Genomic DNA, 12,373 nt, shown 5'->3' on the forward strand with positions numbered 1-12,373 from the left:
GCCCTCACATCAGAACTGGCGTAACGGCGATGATCAGGGTGACATCATCCGTTTCACTGGATTTACCACCGCCGGCGACAGTGACATCAGGATCAAATGCGCCTTCCCGAGATGTAGTCAGATTGCGCGAGTTATAACCACTGACGATCAACGTCTGACCCGGCCTCAGATTAACCCGTTCACTTAAGCTCCGTACGGTGGTATACGGCATCTCCATTTTGGTTCTTCCGTCCTCAGATGACTCTTTGCGCAACTGAGCCGGATCGGAGTGACTGAAGTTAAATTGCAGTTGGATATCCCCTTCATCACGGATATCAGGCAATAGCGTCATCTGCGTCCCCGTAGTGATGCTTCCGGGTTCCATGTCCGTCGTGGCATAATTTTCAGACACAGTTGTTTTCTGGTTACGCAGGTAAACCATTTGCCCCGCAATCTGAAATGGTGCAGGAACCAAATTAGTCGTCGTTGCCTCATGAGCCATCACAACAGACACCTTGCCTTGCGTCTCTAACGCCCGAAACAACGCCGTCGTGCCTGCAAATTTTCCATCAATAACATTGATACCTGCGGATGAAATCGAAGTAGTAGCCGTTGGCGTCCCTGCCAACGTTAAGCCAAATCGATCGAGACGCTTAGCAACGACAGACCAGTCCAGTGACGTCTGACTGGAACCTTTGCGCTGAACCGAATAGACGCTGACCATAAGCTTGACCATCCGATTCATACGCACATTCAGGTTGTCGATATAACCCTCAACTCTGTCCAGTACCTGGGGAACATCTGTTACAACAAGTTCGCCCGTTGAACCAGAAAGGTGCCAGCTCCCCGATGGACTGATCATCGACTTAATGGATTGACCGATGTCATTATGAATTTTGCTTTCCAGCTTAACGCTAGTGCTCTGTCCTGAATTCTGGCTGCCGCTTACCGAGCTATTATCACCTCCGGCTGTCGAGCTACTAGTGCCGGTCAAGTTGGAATTCATGGATGTTTCAGCGTTGAGAACCTTTAATCGGTAAGTTCGCGTGTCCAGGTAATACAGCACCACCTGATTGTTTTCGAATTTCCAGTTAAGCCCCGTACGCGATGTGATTTGGTCCAGTGCCCCACCGAGAGGCTCACCTTCCCAACTGATATCAGTAATCAGTCCCGCACCGATATTCGGTGAAAATGACGAGGTAGACGTTACGCCGCCAATACTGGCCAGTGCGGGACGCCCACCGTCATCCGGACGAGGAAGTGCCCCTTGGATAGCGCGAGTCGCCCCAGCGCCCCCCTGTGATGCTGAGCCGGATAGCGCACTCATGGCGTCAGGCGTTATCACAACAGGGAACCCGCAACTGCGGGTAATACGCTGGCCAACCTCATACAGAGACAAGCTGCCATCAATAATCAATGTCAGGCTGCATGGAGGTAACTTGACCTGTTGCGCCCGTGCACTGACACGAATAGGACGGGGATTGACCCAGGGCTCGTCAACCCAGACAAGTGAAGGAGAGGAAGGCTGTGTGCGAGATAATCCATGTAACTGCTCAGCCGTTCGGATATCCCGCTCCGCTTGCTCATCTGCCCCCCTAAACCCGTTGGTAGCACAACCATTCAGGACGGTAGAAACAAGCAATGCCAGCGCAACGTTCCGGTATGTAAAATGCGGGGTAAATTGTGACATCGTCTTCTCTTAGTTGATGTATACCAAAGAGCCTTCCGTGATGCCGGCAGGCAATGGAACTGGCCAGGGAGCGGGGTCAACAAGAGTATTCACACGCCCTTCGTTGATACGAGCCAGAAGCCGTGAGTCGCGTGATAATTCACGTAACACCCTGGCCATACCTGGTTTTTCTTTTGCCCACACGAAAACTCGTCCGTTATATTCGGTGCAGTAAATGTCTGGGTTATCTTCCAAACCAGGGATTGAAAGCAGATTCGAAGGACGGTTCCCGGGACATAAGGACAGGACATTTCCCCCCAGAGCTTTTAACCTTCCTAGCGTGTTGGCTGTCTGAAGCATTTGGCGTGCCGTAGAAGTTTCTATGACCGTATCCACCGACAAATCACCAGTAGAGCGTGCCCCCTGGTATCCGCCAACCAGGACTAACAACGCCATTAACACCAACATGCCTTGCATCAGTTCAGCCCTGTTCTTAGGGGTTTATCAGAGACCACAACAACACACTGGCTGCGGTTAGCGAGGCCATAGAGCGGGGTATCCACTTTCCCATCCACCCTTTCTGGTCCATATAAATAAAAAATGCGGTTCACAAATGCATCGAAACTGCCATGGATAACCAGACGAGGCGGCAAGGGGTAATCGACATTGATCGGCCAAACAACGGCCCATTTACCGCCATACGGGCAATCCACCGTGGAGGCCTGCCGCGTCAAAAACTCACGTAATGTGGTGGTGCCCGGCTCTGCTTTCCAGACGGGTGTAATAACTGGTGCGGACTTGGGTTCAGAAGCTAGGGCTGGAGACGCTACTGGCGTCGGGACCACAGGTGCAACTACTGCTGGGCTCGTCTTAGACGACGTCGAAAGCAACGTTGCCGTTTCATCTTTTTTTGGCGGCTGCGCGACAGGAGCCGGCGGCAATGCTGTCGTCGGTGCCAGGATTGATTTTGCAGCTGGAGCTGGAGCGACTGAGGATTTTACAGGTGATGGCAGCGCAGACAACGGGGCTGTTTGGGCGGCAGCAGAAGGTTTCGATATGGAGGCAGAAGCGACCGGCTTGTTCACAGAAACAGGTACCCCCGTGGCCAATACCGAAGGTTTACTCTCTGTCGCTGTCGGCGAAAGCGTTGTCAGGGTTGGTACAGGTAAGGGTTGGCTGTCCGGTTTTAACATGCCTGACTTCGTCTGCGCCCCTGGGTTCGTAAAAGGATTTCCGGAAGTGCGAGGCGGGACAGAAATGGCCGATTTAACGGGGGAAGTAGACAATGATGCAGAAGCGGCCGGAGCAAACGAACGATATTCGTCACGCAGAGCAAAGCAGACTTCACGATTCACATCGTCAACTCGTAGCCGCCACGCGGGCCCCGCAACTATCTGCAACGCTTCACTGAGACGAACCGGACCAATATTGCGCTGGACACCTGGCAAAGGTCGACCAAGCAGCTCAGAAAACGTTGATGACGTTGAGGGGCACAACGAATAACCAGACTCCAGCAACAAATAACGAAATCCATCCCCGACGCTACGCACCAGTTGCGGCGGCATCGTGATGTCGATAACTTGGTTGAGTGGATCGCGTTGTGAATCTGCAGGGCGAGTGCTGACCAGTGTGTAACGGTCATAACGCACGACTTCAGGTGAACGATTTTGATAAATATCGTTCGTCCTTGGCTGCACAGCTGGGCGGGAAACTGAAGAGGTTGTTTGTTGTGCACACCCCACTACCAGCATTGCAGCAGAAAGGCATGCCAGCGTCGTCGTAGCTGGCGTATTTCGAGGGTGCCGCATAGGTCTTGTCATCAGTCTCCACCGTGTTTAAGAGAAATCTCAAAATCAGGTGGTTATTCTGCCGACAAGCCCGGACTGAACAACGCTAAACTAAAAACGAGCTCAGAAAAGAAAAACGCTGACCGAAGCCAGCGTTAGTGTCCCATAGCTACATGAGAAAGGTTAATTTGGCCAAAACTCAGAATACAGCACATCTTCTACCGTCCAGATTTGCTCGTCCGGTAAGTTTTCCAGCTGTGTTTCCGACGCCGCAATGGCCACGGCTTTAGACCAGATCACATCATACCAATCAGGGTCATTCAGTTTGGTTTTCAGGCTCGGAGACTCTTTCAGCGCGTATGCCACATCTTTACGCTGCGCTTTGATCGTCTTTTCCCAGCTCGAACCACGACGTTCCGGTTGATATTTCCATTTCAGTAAGTGAGCAATCAAGACAGCCATGCGGCTTGCCAGCTCCCGTTGTTCGCTCTTACCCACGTCTGCAATCTCCTCCGCGATATTCTCGCAGTCGATCTCTGAAAATTTACCGGAGCGTAAAAGTTCCGCCTGCTCATTAGACCAGGCGACAACATCAGTCTCGTATCGAGTATGAGTAGTCATTTTACCCCCGAAGGATCACAGAAAAAGTAAGTGTTCTACTAAGTCTGTCATGTAAGAAAGTACCCGTCAATTTAGCTAACAAGAGCGAGAACTTCTGGATGCTGTCGCCAACGCCGATCCGCATCAGCAAGCAATAGACGGTTTGCCTGTTCCCTCATTCGTTCGGCGGTCGAATAATTATCCCATGATGCTTCAATCGCCGCTTCTTTGCGGAGTTCTTCACATTGGGAATACAACTGTTTCGCCTCAACATCACTAGAAACTGGCTTAGTCCACTGAATGCCATCCCCAGCAAAGACACCACCGAGAACCAGCTTTCCGAATCTGTCTAGAATTCTGATCTGGCCAGGATAAAAACTTTGTGGCCCACAATCATGCCCAAGGTCGGGATCATAGTAATCAGCATCTTCATCACGAAACGGCCAGCTATCACTGCTATAAAGGGTCATCAATCGATCAATCGCCTCAACAAGAGTTGCACCGCCAGAGATTTGAAGTGATTCAGTTCGGTAAAAGGAACCATAGCTCCGATCATCTTCCAGGTACTCAACACTGCCCATAACGTCAGCGGTGAACTGCCTGTTGAAGATGTCTTCGCGTAGCGAAATACCTGGTTCATAGGGTGTATGAAAAAAAGAAGGTATATTGTTGATCATAAATTCGGTTCTCCTGATTGATTAGGAGAACTTTCCCGCGGGGAAATTCTCCCGCAAGGAAAGGTAAATAAGAAAAGCGCCAGAAAAAACCTGGCGCATGAGATTAAGATACGGCATAAATCGCTTTACGACATACGCCATAGCCAAACCCCAGAAACGGTATGTCGTCGTCAAAATCCATCGGCGGTTCATTGCCAGCTGGACGTTGAGACTGAGGGGTACCACTGTGTGCCGGTGCTGCTGGCTGCTGAGGTTTTCCCCATGAAGTGTTGGCCGCACTTTGGTTGTTATTTCCGTCGTTCGGGCGAGATCCTAACATCTGCATCGTGCCACGCTGGCTGACTACAATTTCGGTCGTCCAACGATCTACACCCGCGTTATCTTGCCACTTACGTGTTTGAAGTTGCCCTTCAATGTAAACCTGAGATCCTTTACGCAAATACTCTCCGGCAATTTCTGCAAGCTTGCCAAATATCACCACACGGTGCCATTCAGTACGCTCTTTCTCTTCGCCAGTTTGTTTATCGCGCCAGGTTTCTGACGTTGCCATAGTAATACCAGTAACTGCGTTACCATTTGGCATATGACGGACTTCGGGATCCTGCCCCAAAAATCCGATAAGTGTTACTTTATTTACGCCACGTGAAGCCATAATCGTTCTCCTTCCTGTTGAAGCCCTCTGTAAATAGAGGGTTTAAGGGATGCCTGTTATCAGAATGAATTTTCCGCATACGCTTTAGAAGCTGCGGTTGCAGGGCTGTTCTGAACTGGCGTGGAGTCAGATGAATCAGACTTCTCCGCTTTGTAGACCTCTTCTTGACCCACTTTAATCCTGGTGATCTTGATTAAACGGGCTTTGAGGCTGACACGTTGTTCACCGGCATGGTCACCAGAGTTCAGCGTAAAGATGCTGGGAGACAAGTTACTCAGTGTGAAATTAATCAGCACTTTCTTATCTTCATCAACAGACTTTTCGCAGCGTTTAATCAAAGCGATGGTCTCTTTACCTGCTGGGGTCACGTCAAAGCGAACATAATTCGCATTGTCTTTCTGACCACTTAAGGCATTGATGACACAACTGATGAATGCGCCATTCGGTCCAGTAACATGGCGAATATCGCTCAGATACCCCAATCCAGTAACATTCAGATTGAAGTACTCATTGCTTTTGCCATTTTGAGTGTTAGTCGCTTGATTCTGGGTAGATTTATTTGCAGTCATGATGTTTCTCCGGAGTAAAAAATAAACAGGTAGCGGAGAAACAGTCATCCCTGGCGGGAGTATGTTTCCCGCAGGGGAGTCAAAGACAATTGAGCCTTTGACTGGCTGTATGAGTGAAGTGGGCCTTAACCGGTATTCGGTCTCTGTTTTCAAAGGTTAAACAGATTTACCGCTCGAAAGCGCCATCTCTCAGGTTAACGATGGCATTGGCATGTGATTACCCGAAGGCGTTCCTCTCAAATCACGGGAACATTAGCAGTTGTCAGAGACAACGATTGGCCTGTTAATCATTAAACCTGGTGAAAAAGAAGTCAATCTTCAAGCTATGGAAAAACTCATCACCGAAGAATGAAAATAAAAAAACCAAAAAAAAGCGGTGCCATAAGGCACCGCCATACGATCTGCACCATCGATCTTCGGTATATCTGTTTTCACAGTAGCTCCGGGGTATGTTCAGAACCCGACACTGGTTTCACGGAGTTTTAGTGCCTTCAGACTCGGCTCTCAGGTGAGGGAGCTGTCAGTCAGACTGTTCACTGACAGCGCTATGCAAACGCTGACAGAGACCGCAGTCACGGGGTGCGGCTTCAGAGCCGGATGAACAATAACAACTCATCCCCCCGCCTGCAATCAGTTAATTCTGCTTTTTCTTTCGTGTTTTAGATGCCGCATTCTTGCTCTGGCCAGGGACATTTATCATGCCCTTACAGTCTGGATATTTTTCACAACCATAAAATGCTCCTTTTGCCCCTTTTCGTAACCGCGTCTTACTACCACAAAGAGGGCAAGCAGGCGTAGGAGGAACACGAACGACAACATCTTGTTGAGTTCCCAGGGAAACCAACTGACAAATCCACTGAGTCTGTCGGGACATAAAGCTATCCAGCGTCATACTCCCTTTAGCAACCTCATCGAGCGCCTGTTCCCAAAGCGCCGTCATACCGGGCTCTTTTAACGCGTGAGGTAAAGCATCGATAAGATCCATCGCAATATCTGTTGCACGCAAGTAACGCCCTTTTATGCTGATGAAGTTACGCGCCAGTAACGTTTCGACAATCCCACCACGCGTCGCTTCTGTGCCTAACCCTGCGTTCTCTTTCAGTACTTTTTTCAGCGTTAAATCGGTCACATACGCCGCAGCGTTCATCATAGCCGCAATCAATGATTGGAATGTAAAATACTGGGGAGGCTTTGTTTTCAGTGCCTTTACCTCAGAGCCAGCCACGCCACAGTTATCTCCCTTTACGAGCATAGGTAAAGATTGGTCTTTCTCATCTGCCGCAGCCTCTTTATGTTCACCGTCATCCTGACTAAACAAACGTTTCCACCCAGGAACAACAACGACCCGCCCCGTTGTCTGAAACAGTTGGCCTCCGATATTTAGGGAAAGTCGCGTGAAATCGACTTCATGCAGAGGAAAAAACTGGGCTAGATAATGTCGTCTGATTAACACGTAAACCTGCTTTTCCTGATCGCTCATCTTCGACATGTCACAAACATGCCGTGTCGGAATGATACCGTGGTGGGCAGTCATTTTTTTGTCATCCCATATGCGGGAAACAAAACGAGTATCTAGCTGAGAAATCAACGCCTGTAGTGAGGGGTCGATTTTCACCAATGCACTCAGGACATCAGGAATTTCCTCACGCATTGACTCAGGAAGAAACCCACAATCGGTTCGCGGGTAAGACGTTGCTTTATGCGTCTCATACAGGCTCTGTGCTATGTCCAGCACTTTCTGAGGACTCATGTCCCAAAGTCTGCCGCAGGCCTGCTGTAGCGTTCCCATGGTGAACGCCAAGGGTGCAGCCTCTTTTTCTCGCTTTGTTTCCTGCTCAATTACCGTTGCCTTGCCTGTTTGTTTACAAAGCTGTGCAACTTGCTGAGCGATGTCCTGATGAATACAGCGCTTCTCTTCATCGACATACATTTTCGCTGGAACCCACTGCGCAGAGAAACGGACACCATTAGACTGTAGTGCTACCCATACTTGCCAGTAAGGTTTAGGGACGAACGTCGCTATTTCTCGCTCACGATTAACGACCATCGCCAATACAGGGGTTTGCACTCGCCCAACAGACAGAAGCCCGTCATATCCCTTATCCCTCGCTTTCACGGTATAAAGCCGGGTCAGGTTCATACCTATTAGCCAGTCCGCTCGCGAACGCCCCAGGCCAGCATAATAAAGCGGCTTTGTTTCTGAACCTGGTTTGATAGCAGCTAATGCAGCACGAATACTGGACTCATCCAATGCAGACAGCCACAAACGAAAAACGGGACCTCTCCATCCGCAATATTCCAACAGAGACCATCCGATAACTTCTCCTTCCCTATCAGCATCAGTTGATATGACGACTTCATCAACCTGCTTCAACAATCGGGAGATGACCGTGAACTGGTCTGACGATTCTGACTTCACAACCATCTGCCATACGGGGGGCAAAACCGGTAACACATCTATTCGCCACGGTTTCTCAAACTGGGTGCCATAGACTTCTGGTGAGGCGGTTTCTAAAAGGTGCCCCCGGGCCCAGGTTATGGTTATTCCTGGAGCAGATAAGAAACCTTGCCCTCGCTTTGTTGCTCCCAGTACAGCAGCGATGTCTCTGGCCTGGGAGGGTTTTTCACAGATAAAGAGGCGCACAACGTCCCTCCAGGCTACCGATTAGTGGACGTAGGAGTCGCACGCGCTTTATCGTGCATGAGCAACAAATTAACACTGGCCTCATGGATTGGCGGAGAGAATATGGAACGTTTCTTACCCAGTAATACATCACGATCGGGCTCACCTAAGGCCTCACAGGCTTTCTGCCAGGCTTCATTTTGTTCGATAGCGTCAATTCGTGACACTGGAACCGATCGGTATTTCAAAACAATCGAGTAGATCTGGCGTAGCGATCGACCATTCCCCTGAAGTAACTGATCGCGACGATTACGTGAAATCAAGCCATAGTGAAATGCCTGTAAAACCTGTTTAGCCAGTTGGTCAAACCCAATCAGCAGATAGACACAGCGATATCCCAGTGGCGAATTGCTGTATACCTTGATGTCCAGAGGCTCTTTAGCAACGGCTTCCGTCAGAGTGACTCCCCGAGGCAATACATTCATTTCCTTATCCAGGGATGCAATTTCTTCATGCATCAATGTGCTGGCCTCATTGAGTTTTTCCTCAAGAGCCAACATGGTCTTGTCAGCCCATGGGTTGTTCTTCAGCGAATCGCTGTTGATACGCGCAGCCTGATGCAGGAACCCGGGCATTCCCATAATAGGAGGACGGGCAGCAACACTATTTTCGTCATTCTGTTTTACTCTTCGGCGCCCTACCCAGAGATTGATTGCATAGTTAGTATGCAATTCAATTTTTAACTCAGACTGCAATGCACCCGTCGTCTTTCCCACTCTTTCAGCCATCGTTGTCTCTCTAACTTGTTAATTAATCAGTTAAGAAAGACTAAATAGTTAATAAAAGAGGACTCCCCCAACAACGCGAAACTCAATATTGGTTTCACGAATTTGACGCAAGCGCATCAATATGGTTGTTTTTTAGCCTTGTTGCGGGGCGCAACAAGTACGCTTTTTCACCACACGACCAAATCCACGCTAACCAGGTACCCCGAATATCACCCTAAATATCACATTGGTTGTTTTTCATACCGTGCTGCCAGTGGCAGCAAAGTACACTTTTTAACCACCACACCAAATCCGTACTAGCCAGATACCCCGCATGCCATCCTGGATATCAGGTCGCTCATTTCTTGACCTTGCTGCCACTGGCAGCAAGCACAATTTTTAACCACCTTATTTTCCAGCGTTCAATATTCTGGCTCTGATATCAGAAACCAGGCTGGAAACTCTTTCCTGACTCGCCTTGGAGGCTGGCTGCCCAGGAAGGCTTTCTGCCAGCTCAGGAGCGGGACGCTCCACCGTTGGTGTCATTGTTGCCGACGCTCTTCCCTTCGCCGTTTCAGAAAGCGCTACGCTTCCTGTTGATTGTTCTGTTTGCTCAGTTGGCAGCACCAGCCGCCCTTCCCGGGCGCATTTCATCATCGACAATAGCCAACCAAGTGGGTTGGCTAACTGCCCGCGCTTGAGCTGTGTATTCAGCATGGTCAGCAGAGCAGATGCTTGCTCAACCGGCAATACGGAGAGCTGCCTGGTCAACATGTCGGCATCATGGGGCTTGATCCGGCTGAGCAACGCTTCAGGCAGCGTTAAACGATCCCTTCCCTCGGGTACGTACGTTTTTTTATTCACACTGTGTGTGAAACTACGTACGTTACAGTTCGATTTTCGAACTTGGTTATAACCTTTTGATTTTAGACTGAGTTCGGATTCCGAACTCAGTGTATTATTGCTATTCCCATCACTAAGTTCGGATTCCGAACTCAGTGATTTTTCTCTTATCTCGCCTTGTTTTTTACTGAGTTCGGAATTCGAACCCGGTTGCATTCCCCGCTGGAGTGATGCCAGTTGAGAGGGCGTTGATGGTGAATCCAGGCGTGCCTCAATCATGGATACTCTGGAATGGCGATGTCGCATCGAGGGGTCGTTGCGGATCGCCTCCAAAACATTGAGTGCAGTCATCCGTACCGATTTATTCTTATGTTCGCAGCTACGTGCAACCAAATCCAGCCAGCCTGGATCGAACGTTTCCGCATCGCGGCAGCTCAGCGGCTCATCATGTTGAGCGTAGATATTCCCGCGTACGCGCCCATACTCATCGCGCACACGTTTACAAAGACTAAGCCAGCCGGTTATTCGCAACATTAGCAGCGTACGGCTGATGGTTTCACGCGAGGCTTTCTCAGCGTGAGGTGAAGCCAGCTGGAGTTGCAGCTCATCGTATGTAGGAAATACCGCACCATCATTTTGCTGGGCATACAAACGGATCATCACCCATGCTGTTTTATCCAGCGGGCTAAGCCTGCTATCCAGAAACAGTCGCCGGGGAACGGCATCATGCACATTCCCCAGATAAAGCAATCCGCTACGTTCATTGACTGGGCTCGAGGAGTCACTATTTCCCTGTCGGGAAATACCCTCCTCCATTCTCTGGAGTGTGAATGCGATGACACTGTCAGCAGGTAATCCCATCATCGCTTACCGTTTGTTTGAATCAATCCAACACGGACATTCATGATAAGAAACGAGAACGTAATGATATGAAAAGTTCGAAATGGAAAGCGGGAAGACGGTTTTTTTAACGATGAGAACCCCAAATGAATCACATGATAAATGATCCCTTCGCTTCTGGTTGTTGTATACCACAGCTCATCAGCCAGCAGGAACTGAATGAACATCGCCCCCAGAACATACGATTTATCGGCAAGTATCATCACTTGCTCTCCTGAGGTAATTTGCCCATACGAACATGGGCACGGTGTATTGCGGCAAGCAATGACTGTTGCTTTTCTTCCGGTAAACAGCAAAACAATTCGACGACTACCGACTCAACGTCACCATCCAGTTGAACGCGGGATGACGGTAGCCATAGCGTCGTCTTGGCAGCCCAGATCTTGCGCTTTATCGTCATTTTTTGATTTCCCTGTTATAAGTCTCATGGCTCATCAAATGCCAATGTCCGCCACCATCCTTGCTTAACAAACGCCAAAACGGCCCAATGTCGATTTTGAGGTAGCCATTGGTTTGCAAGCGCTTGTAAATTCGTTCACCGCGCTGCCATGCCGCGATGAAACGAGTCGCTTTACGCACAACACTAGGGGTTGCGCGTTGACATATACGAAACTCAGCAAGCTGCATCTCAGCCTCCCGCCTTTTCCTTTCTTTCCAGTACTGCTTCACGGCACCAGGCATTAACACGAGTCCAGACCGCAGTGAGAGAAACATTCTGCTGTTCTGCCGCCAACATCATGACGTCCAGTGCCTCATGTGAATCAGGCGATGACAGTCCAGAGCTGCGCCATTGTTCCCATAGTGCAGCGTCTTCTTCTTCCGTGGGGGCCTGAACTCTCCCCTGCCGTGTTTCAACACCATTTAAACGGCGTCTTGAGCTAACTTCCGACGTCGACAGGCCAAAGTAGAATTGCATCAGTTCTATTGAGCCACCTAACGCCAGAGCGCGATCAATTCGCTGTAACCGTTTTTGTTCAGTACGAGCCTGGTTAACCATTGACCAAAAATTGTCGTGATTAATCTGAAAGTTGAGTACGGATACACTGCTTTGCGTCAGGTAATACAGATCGTCCACCGTCAGTTGGCTCAATTGACGAACCTCTTCCATCGTCATTCCCAATGCTTCACAACGACGGATATTTCCTGACTTCAGTTCCATTAAGATATGCGTCAATAACGCATTTGTTGCCTGAGATAATCCCTGGCTCATAGCTGCCCCCCATTCACCCAATCGACGATCAACAAAAAATCAACAGCCCAACTCATCCCGCAACAAATGAACAAAAACGTATTTCCAGCCAGGTTTT

At 49.4% G+C, this 12,373-nt stretch carries 13 protein-coding genes; all 13 read right to left on the minus strand.

What is annotated here, in order from left to right; all coding sequences use genetic code 11:
* Window positions 1-4: 4 nt before the first annotated feature.
* Window positions 5-1,669 (minus strand): PilN family type IVB pilus formation outer membrane protein, encoded by a 1,665-nt coding sequence (locus AB8809_RS20405; protein ID WP_349855626.1) that lies wholly within the window; start codon window positions 1,667-1,669, stop codon window positions 5-7.
* 9 nt (window positions 1,670-1,678) lie between these two features.
* Window positions 1,679-2,125, minus strand: a complete 447-nt coding sequence (gene pilM, locus AB8809_RS20410; RefSeq protein WP_116164956.1) for a type IV pilus biogenesis protein PilM — start codon at window positions 2,123-2,125, stop codon at window positions 1,679-1,681.
* On the minus strand, window positions 2,125-3,468 hold the full coding sequence (locus AB8809_RS20415; RefSeq protein ID WP_369986686.1) for a TcpQ domain-containing protein: 1,344 nt from the start codon (window positions 3,466-3,468) through the stop codon (window positions 2,125-2,127). Before AB8809_RS20415 ends, pilM begins: the two co-directional genes overlap by 1 nt.
* Window positions 3,469-3,618: 150 nt before the next feature.
* Window positions 3,619-4,056 (minus strand): DUF29 domain-containing protein, encoded by a 438-nt coding sequence (locus AB8809_RS20420; protein ID WP_012822381.1) that lies wholly within the window; start codon window positions 4,054-4,056, stop codon window positions 3,619-3,621.
* Between the two features lie 71 nt (window positions 4,057-4,127).
* A complete protein-coding gene (locus AB8809_RS20425) occupies window positions 4,128-4,712 on the minus strand; it encodes a hypothetical protein (RefSeq protein WP_341614625.1) in 585 nt (194 codons plus the stop codon).
* Window positions 4,713-4,815: 103 nt separating this feature from the next.
* Window positions 4,816-5,364, minus strand: a complete 549-nt coding sequence (locus AB8809_RS20430; protein ID WP_193398434.1) for a single-stranded DNA-binding protein — start codon at window positions 5,362-5,364, stop codon at window positions 4,816-4,818.
* Window positions 5,365-5,423: 59 nt separating this feature from the next.
* Window positions 5,424-5,933, minus strand: coding sequence for an STY4534 family ICE replication protein (locus AB8809_RS20435; RefSeq protein ID WP_193398433.1), 510 nt, complete (start codon window positions 5,931-5,933; stop codon window positions 5,424-5,426).
* A gap of 634 nt (window positions 5,934-6,567) precedes the next feature.
* Window positions 6,568-8,577: a DNA topoisomerase III gene (locus AB8809_RS20440; RefSeq protein WP_349855630.1), complete on the minus strand. Its 2,010-nt coding sequence runs from the start codon at window positions 8,575-8,577 to the stop codon at window positions 6,568-6,570.
* A gap of 14 nt (window positions 8,578-8,591) precedes the next feature.
* Window positions 8,592-9,344: a PFL_4669 family integrating conjugative element protein gene (locus tag AB8809_RS20445; RefSeq protein WP_349855631.1), complete on the minus strand. Its 753-nt coding sequence runs from the start codon at window positions 9,342-9,344 to the stop codon at window positions 8,592-8,594.
* Window positions 9,345-9,731: 387 nt separating this feature from the next.
* Window positions 9,732-11,027, minus strand: coding sequence for an STY4528 family pathogenicity island replication protein (locus AB8809_RS20450; RefSeq protein WP_349855653.1), 1,296 nt, complete (start codon window positions 11,025-11,027; stop codon window positions 9,732-9,734).
* A gap of 241 nt (window positions 11,028-11,268) precedes the next feature.
* A complete protein-coding gene (locus AB8809_RS20455) occupies window positions 11,269-11,466 on the minus strand; it encodes a hypothetical protein (protein WP_012822373.1) in 198 nt (65 codons plus the stop codon).
* Entirely contained in the window at window positions 11,463-11,693 is a 231-nt protein-coding gene (locus AB8809_RS20460) for a hypothetical protein (protein WP_012822372.1), read from the minus strand. The genes AB8809_RS20455 and AB8809_RS20460 overlap by 4 nt, the downstream gene beginning before the upstream one ends.
* A 1-nt stretch (window position 11,694) precedes the next feature.
* A complete protein-coding gene (locus tag AB8809_RS20465; RefSeq protein WP_012822371.1) occupies window positions 11,695-12,276 on the minus strand; it encodes a DUF2857 domain-containing protein in 582 nt (193 codons plus the stop codon).
* Window positions 12,277-12,373: the final 97 nt, after the last annotated feature.

It is taken from the genome of Pectobacterium aroidearum (assembly GCF_041228105.1).
Taxonomy (GTDB): domain Bacteria; phylum Pseudomonadota; class Gammaproteobacteria; order Enterobacterales; family Enterobacteriaceae; genus Pectobacterium; species Pectobacterium aroidearum.

What these genes read in the sequence shown, in the direction of transcription:
- AB8809_RS20405 (WP_349855626.1), bottom strand. Translation starts at nt 1,669, where the DNA reads ATGTCACAATTTACCCCGCATTTTACATACCGGAACGTTGCGCTGGCA.
- pilM (WP_116164956.1), bottom strand. Translation starts at nt 2,125, where the DNA reads ATGCAAGGCATGTTGGTGTTAATGGCGTTGTTAGTCCTGGTTGGCGGA.
- AB8809_RS20415 (WP_369986686.1), bottom strand. Translation starts at nt 3,468, where the DNA reads ATGACAAGACCTATGCGGCACCCTCGAAATACGCCAGCTACGACGACG.
- AB8809_RS20420 (WP_012822381.1), bottom strand. Translation starts at nt 4,056, where the DNA reads ATGACTACTCATACTCGATACGAGACTGATGTTGTCGCCTGGTCTAAT.
- AB8809_RS20425 (WP_341614625.1), bottom strand. Translation starts at nt 4,712, where the DNA reads ATGATCAACAATATACCTTCTTTTTTTCATACACCCTATGAACCAGGT.
- AB8809_RS20430 (WP_193398434.1), bottom strand. Translation starts at nt 5,364, where the DNA reads ATGGCTTCACGTGGCGTAAATAAAGTAACACTTATCGGATTTTTGGGG.
- AB8809_RS20435 (WP_193398433.1), bottom strand. Translation starts at nt 5,933, where the DNA reads ATGACTGCAAATAAATCTACCCAGAATCAAGCGACTAACACTCAAAAT.
- AB8809_RS20445 (WP_349855631.1), bottom strand. Translation starts at nt 9,344, where the DNA reads ATGGCTGAAAGAGTGGGAAAGACGACGGGTGCATTGCAGTCTGAGTTA.
- AB8809_RS20450 (WP_349855653.1), bottom strand. Translation starts at nt 11,027, where the DNA reads ATGGGATTACCTGCTGACAGTGTCATCGCATTCACACTCCAGAGAATG.
- AB8809_RS20455 (WP_012822373.1), bottom strand. Translation starts at nt 11,466, where the DNA reads ATGACGATAAAGCGCAAGATCTGGGCTGCCAAGACGACGCTATGGCTA.
- AB8809_RS20460 (WP_012822372.1), bottom strand. Translation starts at nt 11,693, where the DNA reads ATGCAGCTTGCTGAGTTTCGTATATGTCAACGCGCAACCCCTAGTGTT.
- AB8809_RS20465 (WP_012822371.1), bottom strand. Translation starts at nt 12,276, where the DNA reads ATGAGCCAGGGATTATCTCAGGCAACAAATGCGTTATTGACGCATATC.